Here is a 22,234-nt window from a genome sequence, read left to right as displayed (position 1 = left end):
CTTCGCGCCGGGTATCAGCTCTTACGCTCGGCCAGCCGGTCGACCAGGCGCTTGTGCACCGACGGGGGCAGCATGTCGCTGACGTCGCCCCCGTACGCGGCGACCTCCTTGACCAGAGAGCTGGACAGGAAGCTGAAAGACGGATTGGTGGCGATGAAGAAGGTGTCCACGCCGGAGAGCTTCTTGTTCATCTGCGCCATCTGCAGTTCGTAGCCGAAATCGCCCGCGTCGCGCAGGCCCTTCACGATCGCGGTGATGCCCTGTTCCCGCGCGAAGTCGACCGTCAACCCCTGCCACGACTCCACCCGGACGTTGCCGAGGTGCGCGGTCGACTCGCGCAGCATCTCCATGCGCTCCTCGACGGTGAACATGCCCTGCTTCTTCGGGTTGATCATGACGGTGATGACGACCTCGTCGAACTGGGCCGCTGCCCGGGTGAAGACGTCGAGGTGTCCGTAGGTCACGGGGTCGAACGATCCGGGGCACAGTGCTCCTGCCATGAGCCGACGCTAGCAGGGCGAGCCCCGCGCGGCACGCAGGGCCGGACCGCGCCTACCCGTCCGGATCGAACTCCGCGAGATCGATCCGGGTTTCGCCGTACCGGCGCGACTTGGCCGGGAGGAAGCCTGCGGGCCAAGCCGTTTCGGGCGAGCGCGACGAACGCTCCAGCACGACCAACGCCCCCGGACGCAGCCAACCGTGCTCGGTCAGTGCGTGCAGGTCGGCCAGCACGGCAGCGTCGTCCACCGCGTAGGGCGGGTCGGAGAACACGACGTCGAAGCCGCCCGCCCCGCCCAGCCGCAGCACACTGGCCACCGTCGCGACCCGCAGTTCGGCGCCGGGCAGCCCCAGGTCGGCGATGTTGCCGCGCACCACGGCGGCCGCCTTGCGGTCGGACTCGACGAGCAACGCGTGCTCGGCGCCACGCGAGAGCGCCTCCAGCCCGAGCGCGCCGGACCCCGCGTACAGGTCCAGGACGCGCGCGCCCGCGAAGTCCAGCCGGGCGTCCAACGCGCTGAACAGCGCCTCCCGTACTCGGTCGGAGGTCGGTCGGGTGCCGGACGGCGGCACTCGAAGGCGCCGCCCGCCCGCCGTACCCGCGACGATCCGCGTCATCCGGCGGACGACTCCCGTACTGCCAGCTCGATGAGCAGGTCGCCGCCTTCGACCTGTTGCACGGCGCCGATGGCGACCCGGCCGACGGTGCCCGCGCGGGGCGCGGTGATCGCGGCTTCCATCTTCATGGCTTCGATGGTGCCGATGGTGTCGCCCGCCGCGACCGAATCGCCTTCGGACACAGCGAGTGTCACGACACCGGCGAACGGCGCGGCGATGTGGCCCGGGTTGGTCTTGTCGGCTTTCTCGGCGGCCGGGATCTCGCTGGCGATGGACCGGTCGCGCACCGAGACCGGACGCAGCTGCCCGTTGAGGATGCACATCACCGTGCGCATGCCGCGCTCGTCGGGTTCGGAGATGGCTTCCAGGCCGATGAGCAGGGTGACGCCCTTCTCCAGTTGCACCCGGTGTTCCTCGCCGCGGCGCAGGCCGTAGAAGAACTGGTTGGCCGACAAGCCGGAGGTGTCGCCGTACTTCTCGCGGTGGGCGAGGAATTCGGCGGTGGGGCCGGGGAACAGCAGCCGGTTCAACGTCGCGCGCCGCTCTTCGGAGCTACCGGCCAACCCCTTCTCGTCCGCCGGGGTCAACGGGGTTTCGGGTTTGGCCGCGCCGCGCCCGGCGAGCGCCTTGCTGCGGAACGGCTCGGGCCAGCCACCGGCAGGAGTGCCTAGTTCACCGCGCAGGAACCCGATCACCGAGTCCGGGATGTCGAAGCGGCCGGGGTCGGCGGCGAAGTCCTCGACCGAAACACCGGTGCCGACCAGCGCCAACGCCAGGTCGCCGACGACCTTCGAGGACGGGGTGACCTTCACCAAGCGGCCCAGCAGCCGGTCGGCTGCGGCGTATTTCGCCTCGACCTCCTCGAACCGGTCACCCAAGCCGAGCGCGATGGCCTGCTGACGCAGGTTGGACAACTGCCCGCCGGGGATCTCGTGGGTGTAGACCCGGCCGGTAGGCGCGGGCAGCCCGGACTCGAACGGCGCGTACACCTTCCGCAGCGCTTCCCAGTACGGTTCCAGATCGCAGACGTTCTGCAGGTTCAACCCGGTGTCGTACTCGCTGTGCGCTGCCGCGGCGACGATCGCCGAGAGCGCGGGCTGACTGGTGGTGCCCGCCATCGCGGCGCTCGCGCCGTCGACCGCGTCGGCGCCGGCCTGCCAGGCGGCCAGGTAGGTGGCCAGCTGCCCGCCCGGGGTGTCGTGGGTGTGCACGTGCACCGGCAGATCGAAATTGCGGCGCAACGCGGTGACCAGTGTGGTCGCGGCGGGAGCGCGCAACAGTCCGGCCATGTCCTTGATCGCCAGCACGTGCGCGCCCGCGTCGACGATCTGCTCGGCCAGTTTCAGGTAGTAGTCCAGGGTGTAGAGCGATTCGTCCGGATTCGACAGGTCCCCGGTGTAGCTGATCGCCACTTCGGCGACGGCGGTGCCCGTTTCGCGCACCGCGTCGATGGCCGGGCGCATCTGGTCGACGTTGTTGAGGGCGTCGAAGATGCGGAAGATATCGATACCCGTCGCGGTCGCCTCGGACACGAACGCTCGGGTCACCGCCTCCGGGTACGGGGTGTAACCGACGGTGTTACGGCCACGCAGCAGCATCTGCAGGCAGATGTTGGGGATCGCCTCCCGCAACGCCGCCAACCGCTCCCACGGATCCTCGTACAAGAACCGCAACCCCACGTCGTAGGTCGCCCCACCCCAGCACTCCACCGACAACAACTCCGGGGTCAGCCGCGCCACATGCCCCGCCACACCCAGCAGGCCGTTGGTGCGCACGCGAGTGGCCAGCAGCGACTGGTGCGCGTCCCGGAACGTGGTGTCGGTGACGCCGACCGCCTTCTGCTCACGCAAGGCCCGAGCGAAACCCTCCGGTCCCAGCCGCAGCAGCCGCTGCCGGGAGCCGTCCGGCGGCGGCACGCTCAGATCGATCCCGGGCAGCTTTTCGTGCGGATACATCGTGGTCGGCCGCTCACCGTGCGGCTTGTTCACGGTGACATCCGCCAGGTAGTCGAGGATCTTGGTGCCGCGGTCGGCGGACCGGCGCAGCGTCAGCAGCTGCGGGCGCTCGTCGATGAACGAGGTGGTGACCCGGCCCGCCTTGAAGTCGGGATCGTCCAGTACCGCGAGCAGGAAGGGAATGTTGGTCGCCACACCGCGGATGCGGAATTCCGCCAGTGCCCGGCTCGCCCGCGCCACCGCCGCACCGAAGTCGCGGCCACGGCAGGTGAGCTTGACCAGCATGGAGTCGAAGTAGGCTCCGATCTCCGCACCCAGGTTCGCGCCGCCGTCGAGGCGGATACCCGCGCCACCCGGCGTGCGATAGGCGGTGATGCGCCCGGTGTCGGGACGGAAGCCGTTGGCCGGGTCCTCGGTGGTGATCCGGCACTGCAATGCCGCGCCCCGGATCGTCACCGCGTCCTGACTCAGACCCAATTGCTCGAGCGTCTCCCCCGCGGCGATGCGCAGCTGCGACTGCACCAGGTCCACATCGGTGATCTCCTCGGTGACCGTGTGTTCCACCTGGATGCGCGGGTTCATCTCGATGAAGACGTGGTTGCCGCGCTCGTCCAGCAGGAATTCCACAGTGCCCGCGCACGAGTAACCGATCTGCCGGGCGAAGGCGACCGCGTCGTCGCAGATCCGTTCCCGCAGCGCGGGATCCAGATTCGGGGCAGGCGCGAGCTCGATCACCTTCTGATGCCTGCGCTGCACCGAACAGTCCCGCTCGAACAGGTGCATGACGTTGCCGTGCTGGTCGGCGAGGATCTGCACCTCGATATGGCGTGGGTTCACCACCGCCTGCTCCAGGAATACCGTCGGGTCACCGAACGCCGACTCCGCCTCCCGCGACGCCGCCTCGATCGACTCGCGCAGCTGCTCGCGAGCGGCGACCCGGCGCATGCCGCGCCCGCCGCCGCCCGCGACCGCCTTGACGAAGATCGGATACTCCAGCTCCCGCGACGCGGCCAGCAACTCCTCCACGTCCGACGAGGGCGCGCTCGAGCGCAGCACCGGCAGGCCTGCGGCCTTGGCGGCCTCGATGGCGCGCGCCTTGTTCCCCGCCAGCTCCAGCACCTCGGCCGACGGGCCGATGAAGGTGATGCCCTCGCGGGCGCAGGCCGCCGCCAGGTCCGGGTTCTCCGACAGGAACCCGTAGCCCGGATAGATCGCGTCCGCCCCCGCCGACTTGGCCGCCGCGATGATCGCCTCGATCGACAGGTAAGCCCGCACCGGATGGCCGGGCTCCCCGATCTGGTACGACTCCGCCGCCTTCAACCGGTGGACCGAATTGCGGTCCTCGTGGGGGAACACGGCGACCGTCCCGATGCCGAGTTCGTAAGCCGCGCGGAAGGCTCGAATGGCGATCTCGCCACGGTTGGCAACCAAGACTTTCGAGAACATTGAACTAAGGTACCCGGCTGCGTGAACCGCACCGGCACGCAATCCCCCTTCGTAAACCTCTTCACAACGCCGACTAACACCGTTGCGAAGTTGCGTTCATCGCGCCGACACATGGGCGGCGCGCCGGCAACCGGTGTGCTGTCCGAACCCCGACTTCCGGCTCGGGGGGCGGTGGTGAAGGCTCGGGGTCGCAGCGTCCACCTCGTGCCCGAGCCGCTGATGTCGCGGCCATCGGCGCTCTGTCGCGGGCCGGTCGCCCCGCTCGGGCCCGCCGCGTCCTATGCTGAGGGGGCAGCTGGTTCACCGCAGTGCGACGAGATGGAGCCCCGACGTCGCGCGACGGAGTCGAGCCCGCCCGGGCGGCGACGTCCCGGCGGGTGAGAGGGAACCCGGTGGGAATCCGGGACTGTCCCGCAGCGGTATGCAGGAACGACCGCCGTCACCAGGCACTGAGTTCAGCGGAGCCGGAAGGCTTCGCGACTCGGGAAGCGACGGCCAGTAGGTCGGCCATCGGGGAGCACCCCGGCGTATGCCGGTCCCCCGGCCGGTGCCCGCGAGTCCGAAGACCTGCCAGCCGTGCCGGGTACGCCGTACCCGGCGGCCACCGCCTCGTGGATTGGGCGTGCGGATCACCAGCTGACGTGTCGGGCTCCTCGCCGGGATATCACCGGCATGTCGCAGGTCTCCGCCTGCCCGTACGGCGATGGCTTCTCGTCCTCGGCAATGGAGAAACATCGTGACTGTTGCACAGCAAAAGCCGTTCACCGCAACGGTTCTCGGGCTACCGCGAGTGGGGCCCCGGCGTGAGCTCAAGCGAGCCACCGAAGCCTATTGGGCAGGTGGGATCGACGCCGGACAGTTGCACGCCGTAGCGCGCGACCTGCGGCAGGCCCAGCTCACCGGATTGCGATCCGCGGGACTGGACTCGATCCCGGTCGGCACGTTTTCCTACTACGACCAGATGCTCGACACCGCCGTCCTGCTCGGCGCGCTGCCCGCACGGGTCGCCGGGATCGCGGACCCGCTGGAACGCTACTTCGCCGCCGCGCGCGGCACCGACACTGTCGAGCCGCTGGAGATGACCAAGTGGTTCGACACCAACTATCACTACTTGGTTCCGGAGATCGGTCCGCAGACCGCGTTCTCGCTGCACCCGGACAAGCTGCTGGCGGAAGTGCGGGAAGCGCTCGAGCTGGGCGTGCCCGCGCGGCCGGTGGTGATCGGCCCGATCACCTTCCTGAAGCTGGCCAAAGCGACCGGCGGGCCGGCCCTCGCGCGGCTCATCGAGCTGCTGCCGCTGTATCGGGAACTGCTGCGCAGACTGGCCGTCGCCGGTGCTGAGTGGGTGCAGATCGACGAGCCGGTGCTGGTCACCGACCTCACGGCGGAGGAGATCGGCCTGGTGCAGATCACCTACGACGAACTCGCCGATGCCACCGATCGTCCGGCGATCCTGGTGGCGACCTATTTCGGGCAGCCGGATGCCGCGCTCACCGCGCTGGCGGGCACCGGTATAGAAGGAGTAGCCCTCGACTTCACCGCCGGGACCGACGTCTCCGCGGTGGCGTCCGTGCCCGCGCTGGCGGGCAAGCTGGTCGTCGCGGGGGTCGTGGACGGTCGCAATGTGTGGCGCACCGATCTCGACCGCGCCCTGGCCACCCTCGGTACGTTGCTGGGCTCGGCCGCGCACGTAGCGGTCTCGAGCTCGTGTTCGTTGTTGCACGTGCCCTACACCCTGGCGGCGGAGACACGCTTGGACGAGCGGCTGCGGTCCTGGCTGGCGTTCGGGGCGGAGAAGGTGACCGAAGTGCGCCTGCTCGCGACGGGACTGAACGAAGGCACGGAGGCGATCGCGGCCGACTTGGCCGCGGCGCGTGCGGCGCTGGCCTCGCGGAGGTCGGATTCACGGCTGCACGATCCGCGGGTGCGCGCCAGGCTGGCCGCGCTCGGGCCGGACGCCACCCGCCGCGCTCCGGCCGAACAACGCCGGGAACTGCAACGGGACCGTTTGCGGCTGCCCGCGCTGCCGACCACGACGATCGGTTCCTACCCGCAGACCTCGGCTATCCGACAGGCACGAGCCGCGCTACGGAAGGGCGAGATCGACCAGGCCGAGTACGTGCGCCGGATGCGCGCCGAGATCGCCGACGTCATCGCGCTACAAGAGGACCTGGGGCTCGACGTGCTGGTGCACGGCGAGCCGGAGCGCAACGACATGGTGCAGTACTTCGCCGAGCAACTCGACGGGTTCGCGGCGACCGAACACGGGTGGGTGCAGTCCTATGGGACGCGCTGCGTGCGGCCGCCGATCCTGTTCGGAGACGTCGCGCGGCGCGAGCCGATGACCGTCGAGTGGATCGGTTACGCGCAGTCGCGCACCGACAAGCCGGTGAAAGGCATGCTGACCGGCCCGGTGACGATTCTGGCGTGGTCGTTCGTACGCGACGACCAGCCGCTCGGCGAGTCCGCCAGGCAGGTGGCGCTGGCGATCCGGGACGAGACCGTGGATCTGGAACAGGCGGGCATCCGGATCATCCAGGTCGACGAACCGGCGCTGCGTGAGCTGCTTCCGCTGCGCGCGGCCGATCAGGCCGCGTACCTGGAGTGGTCGGTGCGGTCGTTCCGGCTGGCGACCTCCGGGGTGTCCGACGCGACGCAGATCCACACCCACCTGTGCTACTCGGAATTCGGCGAGGTGATCGATGCGATCGCCGGGCTGGACGCCGATGTCACATCGATCGAGGCGGCGCGCTCCCACATGGAGGTACTCGACGACCTCAACGCGGCGGGGTTCGACCTCGGCGTAGGCCCCGGCGTGTACGACATCCACTCACCGCGGGTGCCGAGTGTGGACGAACTCACCACGGCGCTGCGCGCGGCACTGAAGGCGGTTCCTGCCGAACGGCTCTGGGTGAATCCGGACTGCGGGTTGAAGACCAGGGGCCGCGTGGAGGTGGAAGCCGCGCTGCGCAACATGGTCGCCGCGGCGGCGGCCGTGCGGTGACCCTGCCCGCCTGATCGAAGATCGGTGCCCCCTTCCAGGATTCCGGGCGAGGAGCCTGACGAAGGGGGCACCGAATATCGACGGCCTCAGTCGGATTCCGGCTCCGGCCGTGGCGGCTGCCGCCGCCGCGAGGTGTACCGATCACACGGCTCTTCCCGCCGCGTCACCGGTAACTCCCGCGCCCGCGCCCGCATCCCCCGCCGCCACGCCGTATGACACCCCGAACAACGCTCCACCGGCTACCCCTCCTCACATGTCGACCACGACACCGTCTTCCGGCTTACCTACTTCGACGCGCCCATCCTCCAATCGGTTCCCGCACCCGCGCCGTGTTTCGCCACGGACATCGGTGGCGGCCGAGCCTCACAGTCCGAAGGCCCGATTGATGGCGGCCATGTCGAAATAGTCGCGCCAGGTGGTGATGGCGCCGTCGGCGACTTCGAAGAAACCCATGACCGGGAGCGGGGTCGCGCGTCCGGCCGAGTGCAGGGTGTCGGTGCGCTCGTTCATCACCACGCCCCCTGCCGCGATCTGGTGGTGGATGTCGAAGTCGATGGAGTCGAAGGTGGTCAGGAAGCCCGCGATGAAATCGCGGATGGCGGTGCGGCCGACGATGGGTTCCATCGGGATGTTGTGGTACACGGCGTCCTCGGCGAAGTACGCGCTGATTCGATCCGGATCGGGGTCGGACCAGCTTCGGCACATCGCGCGCACGAGTTCGTCGGGATCGGGCATTCGCTTGACTCGCTTTCCTGCTACCGAAGGGCGGAGTGCCGCAGCCCTCGATTCAACCAAGCAATCGTTCGGTAGGGAAGGGGCGATCGACAGCCGCCCGCGCCTACGGGGACGTGCCCGGCAGTCGCTGGACGCGTTCCATGACCGGGCTCGCGCACGAGGCCGCTCGCCTCCGCTGCGGGCTCGTCGCCGACGACAGCAGGCTGCTCAGCGCGCCCACAGTCCTACGCTGAGGCTATGGCCGACGAAACTTTGCGCTACCGACTGATCACCGGCGTAGACGACGCGCGCTTCTGTGCCCGCGTCAGCAAGCTGCTCGCGCAGGGCTACCGACTGCACGGCTCGCCCGCGATCACCTTCGACGGCAAGAATGTGATCGCTGCGCAGGCGGTGATCCTGGACGAGAACTGAGGCCCCCCAACAGACGATCCCTTTCGCAGTCCGCGGCGCCCGTTCCAGGCACCGGGTGATCGAGGGTTTCGCGGCGGACGTGCGGAGCGAACGCCCCTCTCTTCGCACGCTACGCAGATCGGACACGATGCTGAACACCTCGAAAAATCGTATATTGGCGGGTAATAGCGCGCGTTCTTGCGATGATTGCGAATAATCGCAGCTACCATCGTGCAGGTGCGCAAGATGTATGCGGGCGCCCGGCTTCGGCGATTGCGTGAAGAGCGGAGAATGACTCAGGCGGCTCTGGCGAAATCGCTGGATCTGTCGCCGAGCTACCTCAACCAGCTCGAGCGCGACCAGCGCCCCCTCACCATTCCCGTACTGCTGAAACTCAATTCCACCTTCGACCTCGACGTCCAGTTCTTCGCCGCCGATTCGGACGCGCGCCTCGTGTCCGACCTGCACGAAGTGCTGGTGGACGCCGCGGGCGGGCACACCGCGCCGCTGACCGAGGTGGAGGAGCTGGCGACCCGGCAGCCGGAGGTCGCCAGGATCGTCGTCGCGATGCATCGCCGACTACGCGCCGCGACCGATCAGCTCGACCTGTTGTCGGCGCGAGTGTCCGCACCCGCGGGCGCGCCCGGGGTGCCCATGCCCTACGAGGACGTGCGCGACTTCTTCTATGACCACCACAACCACATACCGCAGCTCGACATCGCCGCCGAGCAGCTGTTCGAGAACCACGGGCTGACCATCGGCTCGCTCGATCGCCAGCTCGCCCGGATCGCCGAGGAACGCGCCGGAGTCACCGTTCTGGTGCGCGGCGACGGCGCCGACCCGAGCGTCCCGAAACGGCACTACGACCCGGCGAGCCGGACGCTCACGCTGGCCCGGCGGTTGCGGCCCGGCCAGCGCGCCTTCCAGATCGCCACCACGCTCGGTTTGCTGCTCTACGGGGCCGAGCTGGATGCCGTACTGGCCGAGACCCCTTCGCTCAGTGGCGAATCCCGCACGCTCGCGCGCATCGGACTCGCCAATTACTTCGCGGGCGCGCTGGTGCTGCCGTACGGGCGATTCCTGCGCTCGGCGGAGGAGCTGCGCTACGACATCGACCTGCTCGGCCTGCGTTTCGAGGTCGGCTTCGAAACCATCTGCCATCGGCTCAGCACCTTGCAGCGGCAGGGGCAGCGCGGGGTCCCGTTCTTCTTCGTCCGCACCGATCGCGCGGGCAACATCTCCAAACGTCAGTCCGCCACCGCGTTCCATTTCTCCCGGGTCGGCGGCAGTTGCCCGCTGTGGGTGGTGCACGAAGCCTTCTCGCATCCCGGCCGCATCCTCACCCAGGTGGCGGAGATGCCGGACGGCCGCCGCTATCTCTGGGTCGCCCGTACCGCGGCGGTCGCGCCGCACGGGTTCGGCGCGGCGGCGAAGAATTTCGCGATCGGACTCGGCTGCGACATCGAATACGGCGACCGCCTGGTGTATTCGGCCGGGTTGCCGCTGGACGACCCGGCCGCCGCGGTCCCGATCGGCGCGGGCTGCAAGGTGTGCGAGCGTCCCGCGTGCCCGCAGCGCGCCTTCCCGCACATCGGCAGCCCGTTGGCGGTAGCCGAGCACACCAGCACCGACCTGCCCTATCCACGGCTCGGGCGCTGACCGGTACCGATCCTGGTGAGCTTGTCCGGGTTGGTCACGGCGTAGATCGCCCCGATCCGCTCGGTGGGTACGGCGATGTCGAGCACGACCACCGCGAACGGCGCGCCCGCGGAGAAGATCAGCACGGCCGCGTCGCCGTTGACGAAGCGGTATGCGACACCGAGATCGGGCACGTGACGGCGCACGGCCGGGCTGACGATCAGGCGAGCGACCTTGTCCCTGCCGTAGATCGGCCGCAGCGCGGCCTGCCGCTTTCCGCCGCCGTCGGACCAGAACGCTACGTCCGGCGCGAGCAGTTCCAGCAGTCCGGCAAGATCACCGTCGAGCTGTGCGGCGAGGAGCTTCTCGGTCACCCGCCGCTGCGTGTGCGGATCGGCCCGCCACCGTGGCCGCCGAGCGTGCACATGCTCCCTTGCGCGATGCGCGAGCTGGCGAATCGAGGCGGGCGCGCGGCCGAGGATCTCGGCGATGTCGGCGTGCGGATAGCCGAACACCTCGTGCAGCACGAACACCGCGCGCTCCAGCGGGGTCAGCGTCTCCAGCACGACGAGCACGGCCATGGACACCGACTCGGCGCGCAGCGCGCCCTGCGCCGCGTCTTCGACGAGATGTCCGCTCGCCCCGTCGGTGACCAGCGGTTCGGGCAGCCACGGGCCGACGTAGGTCTCCCTCCGCCGATTGATCGCCGCCCGCCGGGCCAGCGCGTGGTTGACCGCGACGCGCACCAGATACGCCCGGGAATGCCGGATTTCGGCACCGCCGTCGCGTAGGCGCGCGGCCCAGGACAGCCAGGTCTCCTGCAACACGTCCTCGGTGTCGGCGACACTGCCGAGCATGGAGTAGACCATCGAGAAGAGCAACTCCCTGTGGTCGGCGAACACACGTGTGGCGGCTTCGTCCGCGGTCTCGGTCATCGGTCTCCTCCGGTCTCACGGATAGGAGCGCGGCAGCGCCGCGTTCTGTGACGTGCGTGCCCGAATTGTGATCTGCCTCTCGCCTGCGCGTCGCCGTGTCACATCCACCGGATGCCGTCGCTCTCGGTTCGCAACGGAGGACAAGGTTCGTCCGTCTCGAGAGAGGAAAATAGGAGTGCGCGCACCCACCGAAACACCGTCGTCCTTGGCGACCCGCCGCGGCAAACTCTTGCTGGCACTGCTGTGCACGGTGGCCTTCCTGGATTTCGTGGACGGTTCCATCGTCAACGTCGCGCTGCCGACCATTCAGCGCGAACTCGGCATGTCGGTGCCCACGCTGCAGTGGCTCACCAGCGGATACCTGCTCACCTACGGCGGATTGCTGCTGCTCGGCGGCAGGCTGGCCGATCTGCTCGGACGCCGCCGCGTCCTGATCGCGGGCACCGTGATCATCGGTCTGTCCTCCGCGCTCGGCGGACTGGCCGACAGTAGCGGCCCGCTGATCGGGGCTCGATTCGCCCAGGGGATCGGCGCCGCGCTGATGCTGCCTGCCGCACTGTCGATTCTCACCACCAGTTTCCGGGAGGGCCCCGATCGCCACACCGCCGTCGGAGTCTGGGGCGGCGCGGCCGGACTGGCGTCGGCGGCTGGCGTGTTCGTCGGCGGGGTGATCACCGAAGGGCCGGGCTGGCGTTGGGTCTTCTACGTGAACACGCCGGTCTGCCTACTGGTTCTGGTGACCATCCCCCTGCTGATCCCGGACGATCAGCGCAACGACATCCGGCGCGGGTTCGACGTGCTGGGGACGGTCCTGGCGACCGCAGGCCTGATGACGCTCGTGTTCGGACTGGTGAAGGCGCCCGAATACGGGTGGGGCGACGCGCGCACGATCGGTGTGCTGGGTATCGCGGCAGCGCTGCTCGTCGCGTTCGTCGCCAACGAGCGCGCCGCGGCGGACCCGCTGGTTCCGCTGTCGATCTTCGGTGTGCGTGGATTGGCCGCGGCCAATCTGACGCATCTGGTGATCGCCGCGGGCATGCTGTCGATGTTCTTCTTCGTCACGTTGTACATGCAGACGGTGCTCGGCTACGGGGAATTCCAGGCAGGGGTCGCGTATCTTCCGGTGAGTTGCACGATCGGCATCGCCGCAGGGCTGGCGACGAAATACTTCGCCAAGACCGGAACCCGGATCTTCACGGTGCTCGGGTCACTGCTGTGCGGGCTGGGGGTGCTGCTTCTGTCGCGCATGTCCGTCGACGGCTCCTACCTCACCGATCTGCTGCCGGGCATGCTGGTGCTGTCGGTGGGGGCGGGCGCGGTCTTCGTCGCGAACACCACGGCGGCGAACGCGGGCGTGCCACCCGAGCAGGCCGGTCTGGCCGCCGCCCTGCTCAACACCGGGCAGCAAGTGGGCGGGGCGCTGGGTCTCGCGGTGCTCACCGCCATCGCGACTTCGCACACCGACACGCGACTCGCGGCCGGTCACGCGCCGATCGAGGCCCTGAACGCCGGCTTCGGCCGGGCGCTGTTCGTCGGCGGCGTCATCGCGGTGGCCGCCGCGATCGTGGGGCTGCGGACCGTCAACGCGCGCGGGGACGCCGAACCCACTACGTCCGCCGCGGAAACCGCCGCGGTCTGATGAGGAAGCCGGGAGCCGAGCGGCTCCCGGCCATCACACGCACGAACAGCTCGACCGATAAACCGGCACAGCCGGTGTCAGGACTTGGCCAAGTACTCCAAGCGCTCGGAATCGACGGCGGCGTGCATCATCCCCGCGAGACCGGGATGCCTGCGCAGCCCGGGATCGGATGCCACCACGGCCCGGGCGAATTCCTGAGCGGCGGTGATGACCTCCAGATCGTCCAGCAGCGACAGCAGCCGCAGCGAACGGGCCGTACCGGACTGCGCGGCGCCGAGCACGTCGCCCTCGCGGCGGGTACGCAGGTCGAGCACCGCGAGTTCGAAGCCGTCGGTGGTGGCGGCCACCGCGTCCAAGCGCGCCATCGCGGACCCGCCCGGCGCGGCATCCGTGACCAGCAAGCACAATCCAGGGTGCTTGCCCCGGCCGATCCGGCCACGCAGCTGGTGCAACTGGCTGACGCCGAACCGGTCCGCGTCGACGATCACCATCACCGTCGCGTTGGGCACGTCCACACCGACCTCGACCACCGTGGTGCACACCAGCACGTCCACCGATCCGTCGTTGAACGCGCGCATCACCTGGTCTTTCTCGTCGGCGGGCAGTCGGCCGTGCAGCAGGCCCACCCGCACGCCCGACAGCGGCCCGCCGCGCAGCATCTCGAACACGTCCAGCACCGCCTGGGTGTTCGGGGCCTCCTTCTCGCCGTCGCCGGACTTCGAGCGTCCATTGCGGGACTTGCCCGCCGTCTCTTCGTCCTCGCCGATGCGCGAACACACCACGTACGCCTGACGTCCCGCGGCGACCTCCTCCACGATCCGCTCCCAGGCACGATCCACCCAGTTCGGGTGCTGCCTGCGCGGCACCACCTTGGAGACGATCGGCGAGCGGCCTCTCGGCAGTTCGGTCAGCGTGGAGGTCTCCAGATCGCCGAGGGTGGTCATGGCGATCGTGCGTGGGATCGGGGTGGCGGTCATCACCAGCAGATGCGGGCTCGCACCCGCTTTCGCCTTGGCGCGCAGAGCATCTCGCTGCTCCACACCGAAACGATGCTGCTCGTCGACCACGACCATGCCGAGGTCGAAGAACTCGACGTTGTCCTGGATCAGCGCATGCGTGCCGATCACGATGCCCGCCTCGCCGGTCACCGCCTCCAGCAGCGCCGCCTTCTTGGCCGCGGCCGACATCGACCCGGTCACCAGCACCACGCGGGTGGCGTTGTCGACCGCGCCCAATTCGCCGGCGGCGCCCAGTTCGCCGAGCATGCCGCGCAGCGACTGGTAGTGCTGCGCGGCCAGTACCTCCGTCGGGGCGAGCAGTGCGCACTGGAGGCCGGCGTCGACCACCTGCAGCATGGCGTGCAGGGCGACGATCGTCTTCCCGGAGCCCACCTCACCTTGCAGCAACCGGTGCATCGGCTGCTCGCGGGCCAGATCGGCGGAGATCTCCGCCACGACCTGCTTCTGCCCGGCGGTCAGGTCGAAAGGCAACCGCTGGTCGAACGCGGCGGCGATGCCGTCGGCGCGCGGCGCGCAGGCGCGAGCGCGGCGTCCGGAGACCTCGTGCCTGCGCTCGGCCAGCACCAGTTGCAGAGCCAGCGCCTCGTCGAAGCGCAGCCGGTCCTTGGCCTGATCGATGTCGGACTTGTGTTCGGGCAGATGGATCAGGCGCAGCGCGTCGGACAGATTCGGCAGGGCCCGTTCGGCCCGCACGTCCTCCGGCAGCGGATCTTCGATGGGATCGAGCTGATCGAGCACCTGACGCACGCACGCGAGCACGTCCCAGCTCTGCACCTTGGCCGTCGCCGGGTAGACCGGGATGAACTCGCGTTCCATGAAAGAGGTGTCCACGCCCCCCGCGCCTTTCGCGCTCTCCGCGAGACCGCGCAGGTCACCGCCGCCGCGCACCTTCGTCAGCGCGCCGACCGCCGAGGCGTCGTCCTCGGCTTCCGGCAGGATCAGGTAGCCGGGGTGGCTGAGATTCCACTGCCCGGGGCGCCAGTAGTTCACCGTGCCCGACATCATCGCGCGCAGGCCTTCGCGAACAACGTATTTCACCTTGTCGCCATTGAAGAAGGTGACGTCGACGCCGCGACCGGAGCCGGTGTCGAGCACCACCTTCAGCAGAGAACCGCGGCGGTTGCGCATCGGACGCAGCTCGGCCTTGGTGATCCGTCCGATGACGGTGATGTGCGAACCGTCCTCCGGCGCCTCCTCGGTGAGCGGCTGGCCCTGCGTCGCGTACCGCAGGGGGTAGTGCCGCAGCAGATCCTCGACGGTCTGCATGTCGAACGCGTCCGCCAGGGAAGCCGCCGCCTTGGCCCCGAGAATGTGGTCGAGCCGATCGCTCAGTGTCGCCATGCCCTACTCCACTCCGATCTGCACCGAATCACCCTGCTGCCCACCGGAATACACGATCACCTCGACACCGGGGAAGTTCTGCGCGATATGGGCGGCGAGTTCGTCGCCGAGGTCGTCCGGAGCCGCCGCTCCCATCAGCAGCGTGACCAGCTCGCCGCCGAAGGCGAGCAGCCGATCCAACAGGGTCCGCCCGGCCGTGCGCACGTCGCGCTCGATCACGACGACATCGTGACCGGTCAGACCGAGCCCGTCGCCCGGCGCGCAGGTGCCGACCATGGTGAGCGCGCGCTCGGTCGCCACGCGCAGCGACCCCCAGCGTGTCGTGGCGGCCGCCTCCGACATGGCGAAGGCGTCGTCCACCGCGATCCGTCCGCGGTCGTGCACGGCCATTGCCGCCAACCCCTGCACCATCGACGCGCTCGGCAGCAACAGCACGTCCCGGTGGGCGTCGCGCGCGGCGACGCCCACGGCGACCAACTCGTGCGCGGGCAGCGCGCCGTTGGGCAGCACCAGCACCTCGCGGTTGGGCATCCGCCGGATCGCGGCCAGCAGCGTCGTGGCGGCGACCGGCTCGTCGCCCGCCAGCACCACGGCGCCCGCGTCCTCGAACAGCGTCGCGGCGCCCGCGCCGTCGACCACCGCCAGGATTCCGCGATCGGCCGGAGTCCCGGGAGCCGCCGCCGTAGCCGGGCCGAGCGAACCCGCCACCACCTGGGTCGAATCGGCGGGCGGAGCCGATCCCGTGACGTCTTCGGTCCGCATCGGCGGGACACGAGAGTCGCAGGCGCGGTCGCCGGGGTTGGTCCTGTCCTCTGTTCGTGCTCTCCCGCCGCGATCGGCCGCGACGAGGTCGCCGGACCCGGCGAGCACGTCCGGGCGCGACCCGAGGGCGACGTTCTCGACGCGGATGCGGCTGAGCTTGCCCGCCGCGATGCCCGCCTCCACCGCCGCACCCGCGTCGGCACAGTGCACATGCGCCGACCAGGCTCCGACACCGTCGCCGACGACCACGACCGAGTCGCCGAGTTCGCCGAGACGGGCGCGCAGCGCGGCCACTTTCGGCTCGTCGGAATCGGCCAGCAGGTACATCACCTCGTACTGCGGTTCGGCCTCGCGGGGGGGCGCGATTCGCGCCGCCGTCGGGGGGCGTGGGTACTCCGGCCGAGCGGGCGCCGCACCTCGTGTGACGGTGACCAAGCTGTCCAGCAGTACGACCAGCCCGCGAGCTCCCGCGTCGACGACACCGGCCTGCCGCAGCACACCCAATTGAAAGGTCGTGTCGCCGAGCGCTTTGGCCGCACCGTCGGCCGCCGCGAGCGCCACGTCCCCGAGCGCCTGATCCGGGCACCCGGCGGCCGCCGCGGCCGCACAGTCCAGCACGGTGAGAATGGTTCCCTCGATCGGCACGCTCAGCGCCTCGCGGACCAGTTCGGATGCCCTGGTCAGCGCAGCCCGGAGACTGTCGGCCGTGAACGGACCACCGTCCACCGCATCCGCGACGCCACGCAGCACCTGAGACAGGATGATGCCCGAGTTGCCGCGGGCGCCGACGGTCGCGCCGTGGGCCATCGCGACGGCGACGGCATGGGCCACGCTCCCGCCCGAGTTCGCCCGCTGCGCCGCGGCCGCTTCCCCCGCCTCGACGGCGGCGCGCATGGTGGCCAGCAGATTGGTGCCGGTGTCCGCGTCCGGGACGGGAAAGACATTGAGCGCGTTGATCTCCGCGCGCCGGTGTTCCAGGCCGGCGAGACAGGTGCGGCCCCAGCGCAGCAATGCCGTGCCGTCCATCCCATCTCGCGCTCCGGACACCGTCCCCTCACTCCCTTCCGCCACCTGCGCACCACCACCGCCCGCCAGGTTAGCGGGCGGTCCCGACAGGCGACCGGCAAGACCGCGCCGTTAGACTGGGGATGCCCAGCAACCGCTCCGGCACTCGTGGCACCGGGACCGGTTTGGTGGATCGGTGTCGGCACAGCTACCCTTGCAGGGTTGCCTCGCGCGGCCGTCGCCGGTCTGCGCTGGTCGGCTCCCCGCCGACAAGGCACACACTCGACATTGCACGAGGACGCGCCGCACCGCGAAAGCGGCGGTCCCCACCATTGACATGAAGGAGTTCGCGACTATGGCTGCCGTCTGCGACGTCTGCGCCAAGGGCCCCGGCTTCGGGAAGTCGGTCTCGCACTCGCACCGGCGCACCAACCGTCGTTGGAACCCGAACATCCAGACCGTGCGCGCGCAGGTCGCCCCGGGCAACACCCGCCGCATGAACGTGTGCACCTCGTGCCTGAAGGCGGGCAAGGTCGTCCGCGGCTGATCCGCCCTCCGGCTGACCAGCACCCCGGCACACGCCCCGGCACCCGTATCGGGTGGTCCGGGGCGTCGTCATGACTGTGGGGGTCAGCGAGTGCGGCCACTGTGAGCGAACATCCGTGGCGAGTCCAGCCCTTGGTCGCGGGGTACACCCACAGCCTCGCCGAATGTCACATCGCCTGCTGGCGCGAGGCGTTTCGGGGACTGGCGCCCGCGCACGTGCTCGACGCCTTCGATGTCGGGCGGCGGGCCGAGCAGTGGGAACGCGATCGGGTGCGCTATCCGGGCCGCACCCACGTCGCGATCATCGATGACGAAGTGATCGGATTCTCCAGCGCGGGCCCGCCCGATGACGCGGACGCGGTGACTCCACTCGAACTGCACGCACTCTACGTTCGATCCCGCTGGCACGGCAGCGGTGTGGCCGACAATCTGATCCGCGCCGCACTCGACCCGGACGCTGCGTGCTCGCTCTGGGTGTTCGAGCGGAACGCGCGCGCTCAGGCGTTCTACCGGCGGCATGGTTTCGTGCTCGACGGCACCCGCAAGGTCGAGTCGTTCACCGCCGCGATGGAGGTGCGCATGGTGCGCAAGCCGACGATGCGCGCGGACCCCGCACCGGACGGCACTCGCTAGGCGTATCCGCGCATTCGCTTAAGGTGCAGATCATGACCTCCAGCGAGCAAGCCGGGTACGTGACAACCGTCGACGGCGTCCTCCAGATCACCATCGCCACCTCCGCCAACGGCACGTCCATGGATTTCGCGGGCATCAACGCGGGCACCGCCGCGCTGAACGCACTCGGCTCCGAAGCGGGCGCGGTGCTGCTGCGAGGCACCGGTCGCAACTTCTGTGCGGGCGGCGACGTGCGCGGCTTCGCCGCGGCGCAGGACCGCTCGGCGCACATTCACGGTCTGGCCACAGACCTGCACGAATTCGTCCGGGCGCTGGACGCTGTACCGCTCCCGGTGGTGGCCGCGGTCCAGGGTTGGGCGGCGGGTGCGGGCATGAGCCTGGTCTGCGTGGCCGACATCGCCCTGGGCGGTCCGGGCACCAAGCTGCGCCCCGCTTATCCGGGAATCGGCCTGAGCCCCGACGGCGGCATGTCCTGGACGCTGCCGCGCATCGTCGGTCGGGCGCGGGCCCGCGAGATCCTGCTCACCGATGCCGTCCTCGACGCCGACGAGGCGGTGCGCCTCGGCGTACTGGGCAGGCTGGTCGCCGACGACGAGATCGCCGAGGAGGCGCAGCGACTGGCGCGCACCCTCGCCGCGGGACCGCGGTCCACCCACGCGAGCATCAAATCGCTGCTGCGGCAGTCCGAGAGCGCGACGCTGAGCGATCAGCTCGACAGCGAGCGCGACGGCATCGCTGCGGCCGCCGGCTCCGCCACCGGACGCGAGGGCGTGGACGCGTTCGTGGCGAAGCGTGAGCCCGACTACGCCGGACTCGCCTGATCCGGCTTCATTCCCAGGTGCCGAGTACGAATTTCGCCACCGCGTCGGTGAACGAGTCGTTGTCGTCGCCTGCGGCGGTGTGCGCGGCGCCGCCGATCTCCACGAGCTGGGCGTGCGGCACCAGCCGCTGGAACGCCTCGGCTCCCTCGGCGCTCACCACATCCGAACGCATGCCGCGGACCAGCAGCACCGGAATGCGCAGCGCCCGCGCCGCGTCCTCCATCGGCTCGGTCATCGCCGACGGGTCCTCGACCCGGTCGCCGAGCATGTCCGGGTCCCAGTGCCAGTACCAGCGGCCGTCGCGCTCGCGCAGATTGCGGAGCAGGCCGTCGGTACTCTTCGGGCGCGGGCGGTGCGGCAGGTACTCCGCGACCGCGTCGGCCGCCTGCTCGATGGTGTCGAAGCCGTCGCGATGCTTGCCGAGGAAGTCGATTACCCGGGCGATTCCCTCCGGCTCGGGCCTGGTCACGATGTCGACGAGGACGAGAGCGCTGATCGCCTCCCCGCCGGGCCGTGCGGTGGCGAGCAGTCCGGTGATCCCGCCCATGCTGGCCCCGACGACCACCGCGGGCGCGCCCAGCTGTTCCAGCACCCGCAGCAGGTCCTCGGCCATGGTCTGCCGTCGGTAGTCGCGATCCGGCGCCCACTGGCTGTCGCCGTGACCGCGGGCGTCGACGGTGACGACCCGCATTCCCGACGCGCCGAGCCGCGCGCCGGTCTGCTTCCACGAGTGCCGGGTCTGCCCGCCACCATGCAGGAAGACGACGAGCGGGCCGTCGACCGGGCCGAACTGATCGGCGGCCAGCTCGATTCCGCCCGAACCGCGCAGCCGGAGCCGGGACGGTTCGAGAAGATTGTTCGCATTACTCACGATCTGTAGGATCGCACAACGCCCCTCCGCACCGGCGTGAACCCGGCGAATCGAGGGTTCAGCAGCCGAGATTGCCCACGAAGAACAGGCACGCGATCTTGGCATTCACCGACGCGGAGATGGTGGAGGAGCCGCTGGAGGTGTACTCCTCGGCGACCGGAGCCGTCGTGGTCTCCGCGGCGGGCTCGAGCCGCAGGGGGGCCGCACCTGCGACAGCGGCGCCGCTGGTGAGCGCGGCGCAGAAGGCCAGGGTCGCGGTAGCGCCGCGGAGGGTGGTGTTGTGCATGGAAGAGCTCCTCACTCGTTTCTCTCGGTCGATCACACACAGACGCCCGATTCAGGGCAGGCGCCAGTCAACCGGTTCGGCCCCCAGTTCGTCGAGTAGTTCGTTCACTCGCGAGAAGGGGCGGGAACCGAAGAACCCGCGCGACGCCGACAGCGGCGACGGATGCGCGGACTCGATATAGGGAATCTCGGATTCTGCCAGCAACGGCTTGAGCGTCGCCGCGTCCCTGCCCCACAGGATCGCCACCAACGGCTCGTCCCTGGCGACCAAGGCGCGGATCGCCTGTTCGGTGACCGCCTCCCAGCCCTTGCCCCGGTGCGAGGCGGGCTTGCCGGGAGAAACGGTGAGCACTCGGTTGAGCATCAGCACACCCTGGTCCGACCACGGGCTCAGATCGCCGCAGGAGGGCGTGGGGTGGCCGAGATCCTTGCTGTATTCGGCGAAGATGTTGGCCAGGCTGCGCGGGATCGGCGAAACGTCCGGCGCGACGGAGAAACTCAGCCCCATGGGATGGCCGGGCGTCGGATAGGGGTCCTGACCGACGACGAGCACGCGCACCGCGTCGAACGGACGCTGGAAGGCGCGCAGGACGTTCTCACCGGACGGCAGGTAGCCGCGGCCCGCGGCGTTCTCGGCACGAAGGAATTCGCCCATGGCGGCGATCCGGTCCGCCACCGGCTCGAGTGCCTTCGCCCAGCCCGGATCCATGATTTCCGTCAATGGTTTCGTGCCCATGACCGCACAACTTAGCGTGGGTCGCCGTCGAGGGCCGAGTCCGCCCCACGGAAGGATTCCCACCCGCCGTCGCCGGTCTGGGTCACGCCGTCGACGGTAAGCCCGCGACCGGCCACAACCTGCCCGATCGCGACCCATCCGGACGGCAGCGCGCGGTCCGGCGCCCATGTTCCCGCGAAGGCGTGGTCCTCGCCGCCGGTCAGGATCCATTGCGCCGCATCGGCTTCCAGCCGAGCGGCGACGTGTTCCAACGCCGGGTCGCGCAGCGCCGCCGAATCCAGATCGATGGCGACACCTGATGCCGAGGCGATGTGCCCCAGATCCGCTAGCAACCCGTCGGACACGTCGGTCAACGCGCGCAACCCCACGTCGGTCGAGCCGGTCCGGGCCCGCGACCTTCCCACTCGCGCTTCGTGGTCGCCGTTCGGCGGCTGCCGCCGCGAAAGCTCCTCGCCTGTCGTGGTACCGGACATGTCCGCCGCCGGGTCGATCGATCGGGGACGCGACCGCGCGGAAAACTTCTGCGCCACAGTCGAATTCGACCCGTCGAGCGTTCCGCGGCCCAGCGCGTCCAGGACGGCGGCATACGGCGGCTGCGGGACACGATGAGCGGCAAGCGCTTCCGCGACCTCGGGTCCGGTCACCCCAGCGGTGAAGGCGGCGAGTCCCGCGGCCGACCAGCCTAGACGGCCGGCCACCGCGACGACGTCCCCCGCGCGCGCACCCGCTCGGGTGATCGGCGCGCCTTCCCCTGGATCGCCGAACGCGGTGACGGAGATGATCAGCTCGCGGCTGCGGACCAGGTCGCCGCCCGCGATCGAGGCGCCCGCTCTGGCCGCCTCGGCCCACATGCCGTCCGCAAGCCCGTCGACGACTTCGAGCGGAGTGTCGGCCGGGCAGCCGAGCGCGACGACGAACGCGGTCGGCGTCGCGCCCATGGCGACCACGTCGGCGGCGTTCTGCGCGATCGCCTTGCGGCCGATGTCCTCGGGGCTGGACCAGTCCAACCGGAAGTGCCGATCCTGCACGAGCATGTCGGTGGTCACCACGAACCGGCCGTCGGGCGCGGCGACCATCGCCGCGTCGTCGCCAGGGCCGAGCAGCACACCCGGCGCTTGCACCCGGCCCGCGTTGATGCGGTCGATCAGCGCGAACTCCCCCAGTTCACGCACTGTCCTCGGGCCCCTACTGGCGCTGATGACCGATCCTTTCCGGCGCGCTGCTTGCTGGAATGAGCCCGACGGTACCCTTTCGGAGGCACCTCGAGTACTACCGGGCCGGTCCATCGCGCCACCATCGCGCGGCCACCGACCGGCGCCGACGCGCGAACGAGAAAGGATCGGTGAGTGTTGTATGG

18 protein-coding genes and 1 riboswitch are annotated in these 22,234 nt (G+C 69.8%); of the genes, 7 read left to right on the top strand and 11 right to left on the bottom strand.

What is annotated here, in order from left to right; genetic code table 11:
• Window positions 1-14: 14 nt before the first annotated feature.
• Genes coaD through K8O92_17515 form a run of 3 tightly spaced genes read right to left on the bottom strand, consistent with a single transcriptional unit; the run spans window position 15 to window position 4,517 of the window.
• The gene (gene coaD, locus K8O92_17525) at window positions 15-500 is read right to left on the bottom strand and encodes a pantetheine-phosphate adenylyltransferase (protein UAK29814.1); all 486 of its coding nucleotides are present in this window, start codon (window positions 498-500) and stop codon (window positions 15-17) included.
• 52 nt (window positions 501-552) lie between these two features.
• Window positions 553-1,116: a 16S rRNA (guanine(966)-N(2))-methyltransferase RsmD gene (gene rsmD / locus K8O92_17520; GenBank protein ID UAK29813.1), complete on the bottom strand. Its 564-nt coding sequence runs from the start codon at window positions 1,114-1,116 to the stop codon at window positions 553-555.
• A complete protein-coding gene (locus K8O92_17515) occupies window positions 1,113-4,517 on the bottom strand; it encodes a pyruvate carboxylase (GenBank protein ID UAK29812.1) in 3,405 nt (1,134 codons plus the stop codon). Before K8O92_17515 ends, rsmD begins: the two co-directional genes overlap by 4 nt.
• Before the next feature lie 380 nt (window positions 4,518-4,897).
• A riboswitch (cobalamin riboswitch) is annotated at window positions 4,898-5,086 on the top strand.
• 134 nt (window positions 5,087-5,220) lie between these two features.
• On the opposite strand from K8O92_17515, the gene metE reads away from it, so the two are divergent.
• Window positions 5,221-7,521 (top strand): 5-methyltetrahydropteroyltriglutamate--homocysteine S-methyltransferase, encoded by a 2,301-nt coding sequence (gene metE / locus K8O92_17510; GenBank protein ID UAK29811.1) that lies wholly within the window; start codon window positions 5,221-5,223, stop codon window positions 7,519-7,521.
• A 363-nt stretch (window positions 7,522-7,884) separates the two neighbouring features.
• Here metE and K8O92_17505 read toward each other — a convergent pair whose 3' ends face one another.
• Window positions 7,885-8,256 (bottom strand): nuclear transport factor 2 family protein, encoded by a 372-nt coding sequence (locus K8O92_17505; protein UAK29810.1) that lies wholly within the window; start codon window positions 8,254-8,256, stop codon window positions 7,885-7,887.
• 237 nt (window positions 8,257-8,493) lie between these two features.
• On the opposite strand from K8O92_17505, the gene K8O92_17500 reads away from it, so the two are divergent.
• Window positions 8,494-8,667 (top strand): DUF1737 domain-containing protein, encoded by a 174-nt coding sequence (locus K8O92_17500; GenBank protein UAK29809.1) that lies wholly within the window; start codon window positions 8,494-8,496, stop codon window positions 8,665-8,667.
• 216 nt (window positions 8,668-8,883) lie between these two features.
• Window positions 8,884-10,305 carry a short-chain fatty acyl-CoA regulator family protein gene (locus K8O92_17495; protein ID UAK29808.1) on the top strand — a complete coding sequence of 474 codons (1,422 nt, stop codon included), beginning with the start codon at window positions 8,884-8,886 and terminating at the stop codon, window positions 10,303-10,305.
• Here K8O92_17495 and sigJ read toward each other — a convergent pair.
• Complete coding sequence (gene sigJ, locus K8O92_17490) at window positions 10,284-11,219, bottom strand: RNA polymerase sigma factor SigJ (protein ID UAK29807.1); 936 nt, start codon at window positions 11,217-11,219, stop codon at window positions 10,284-10,286. The genes K8O92_17495 and sigJ overlap by 22 nt on opposite strands.
• A 175-nt stretch (window positions 11,220-11,394) precedes the next feature.
• On the opposite strand from sigJ, the gene K8O92_17485 reads away from it, so the two are divergent.
• Entirely contained in the window at window positions 11,395-12,858 is a 1,464-nt protein-coding gene (locus K8O92_17485) for an MFS transporter (protein UAK29806.1), read from the top strand.
• Window positions 12,859-12,935: 77 nt separating this feature from the next.
• On the opposite strand, the gene recG is transcribed toward K8O92_17485, so the two are convergent.
• Together recG and K8O92_17475 are read right to left on the bottom strand one after the other, a co-directional pair.
• On the bottom strand, window positions 12,936-15,218 hold the full coding sequence (recG, locus tag K8O92_17480; protein ID UAK29805.1) for an ATP-dependent DNA helicase RecG: 2,283 nt from the start codon (window positions 15,216-15,218) through the stop codon (window positions 12,936-12,938).
• Between the two features lie 3 nt (window positions 15,219-15,221).
• Window positions 15,222-17,006 (bottom strand): DAK2 domain-containing protein, encoded by a 1,785-nt coding sequence (locus K8O92_17475; protein UAK35754.1) that lies wholly within the window; start codon window positions 17,004-17,006, stop codon window positions 15,222-15,224.
• A 334-nt stretch (window positions 17,007-17,340) separates the two neighbouring features.
• Between K8O92_17475 and rpmB the strand changes: the two genes are divergently transcribed.
• From rpmB to K8O92_17460, 3 genes are all read left to right on the top strand, one after another.
• Window positions 17,341-17,532, top strand: coding sequence for a 50S ribosomal protein L28 (gene rpmB, locus K8O92_17470; GenBank protein ID UAK29804.1), 192 nt, complete (start codon window positions 17,341-17,343; stop codon window positions 17,530-17,532).
• 101 nt (window positions 17,533-17,633) lie between these two features.
• On the top strand, window positions 17,634-18,164 hold the full coding sequence (locus K8O92_17465; protein ID UAK29803.1) for a GNAT family N-acetyltransferase: 531 nt from the start codon (window positions 17,634-17,636) through the stop codon (window positions 18,162-18,164).
• A 32-nt stretch (window positions 18,165-18,196) separates the two neighbouring features.
• Complete coding sequence (locus K8O92_17460; protein UAK29802.1) at window positions 18,197-18,985, top strand: enoyl-CoA hydratase/isomerase family protein; 789 nt, start codon at window positions 18,197-18,199, stop codon at window positions 18,983-18,985.
• Window positions 18,986-18,992: 7 nt separating this feature from the next.
• Here the strand turns inward: K8O92_17460 and K8O92_17455 are convergent, their stop codons facing one another.
• From K8O92_17455 to thiL, 4 genes are read right to left on the bottom strand one after another with little or no spacing between them, the layout of a single operon-like run.
• Window positions 18,993-19,856 carry an alpha/beta hydrolase gene (locus K8O92_17455; GenBank protein UAK29801.1) on the bottom strand — a complete coding sequence of 288 codons (864 nt, stop codon included), beginning with the start codon at window positions 19,854-19,856 and terminating at the stop codon, window positions 18,993-18,995.
• A 58-nt stretch (window positions 19,857-19,914) separates the two neighbouring features.
• Complete coding sequence (locus K8O92_17450) at window positions 19,915-20,142, bottom strand: hypothetical protein (protein ID UAK29800.1); 228 nt, start codon at window positions 20,140-20,142, stop codon at window positions 19,915-19,917.
• 51 nt (window positions 20,143-20,193) lie between these two features.
• Window positions 20,194-20,877: a uracil-DNA glycosylase gene (locus K8O92_17445; protein UAK29799.1), complete on the bottom strand. Its 684-nt coding sequence runs from the start codon at window positions 20,875-20,877 to the stop codon at window positions 20,194-20,196.
• 11 nt (window positions 20,878-20,888) lie between these two features.
• Window positions 20,889-22,163, bottom strand: a complete 1,275-nt coding sequence (gene thiL / locus K8O92_17440) for a thiamine-phosphate kinase (GenBank protein ID UAK29798.1) — start codon at window positions 22,161-22,163, stop codon at window positions 20,889-20,891.
• Window positions 22,164-22,234 lie beyond the last annotated feature (71 nt).

Origin of the sequence: Nocardia asteroides (assembly GCA_019930625.1) — a bacterium.
Lineage (GTDB): Bacteria > Actinomycetota > Actinomycetes > Mycobacteriales > Mycobacteriaceae > Nocardia > Nocardia sputi.
This window is presented reverse-complemented; position numbering and strand designations above follow the sequence as displayed.

Coding starts and splice junctions, on each gene's coding strand:
- coaD (UAK29814.1), bottom strand. CDS start 500: ATGGCAGGAGCACTGTGCCCCGGATCGTTCGACCCCGTGACCTACGGA.
- rsmD (UAK29813.1), bottom strand. CDS start 1,116: ATGACGCGGATCGTCGCGGGTACGGCGGGCGGGCGGCGCCTTCGAGTG.
- K8O92_17515 (UAK29812.1), bottom strand. CDS start 4,517: ATGTTCTCGAAAGTCTTGGTTGCCAACCGTGGCGAGATCGCCATTCGA.
- metE (UAK29811.1), top strand. CDS start 5,221: ATGGCTTCTCGTCCTCGGCAATGGAGAAACATCGTGACTGTTGCACAG.
- K8O92_17505 (UAK29810.1), bottom strand. CDS start 8,256: ATGCCCGATCCCGACGAACTCGTGCGCGCGATGTGCCGAAGCTGGTCC.
- K8O92_17500 (UAK29809.1), top strand. CDS start 8,494: ATGGCCGACGAAACTTTGCGCTACCGACTGATCACCGGCGTAGACGAC.
- sigJ (UAK29807.1), bottom strand. CDS start 11,219: ATGACCGAGACCGCGGACGAAGCCGCCACACGTGTGTTCGCCGACCAC.
- recG (UAK29805.1), bottom strand. CDS start 15,218: ATGGCGACACTGAGCGATCGGCTCGACCACATTCTCGGGGCCAAGGCG.
- K8O92_17475 (UAK35754.1), bottom strand. CDS start 17,006: ATGGACGGCACGGCATTGCTGCGCTGGGGCCGCACCTGTCTCGCCGGC.
- rpmB (UAK29804.1), top strand. CDS start 17,341: ATGGCTGCCGTCTGCGACGTCTGCGCCAAGGGCCCCGGCTTCGGGAAG.
- K8O92_17460 (UAK29802.1), top strand. CDS start 18,197: ATGACCTCCAGCGAGCAAGCCGGGTACGTGACAACCGTCGACGGCGTC.
- K8O92_17450 (UAK29800.1), bottom strand. CDS start 20,142: ATGCACAACACCACCCTCCGCGGCGCTACCGCGACCCTGGCCTTCTGC.
- K8O92_17445 (UAK29799.1), bottom strand. CDS start 20,877: ATGGGCACGAAACCATTGACGGAAATCATGGATCCGGGCTGGGCGAAG.
- thiL (UAK29798.1), bottom strand. CDS start 22,163: ATGGACCGGCCCGGTAGTACTCGAGGTGCCTCCGAAAGGGTACCGTCG.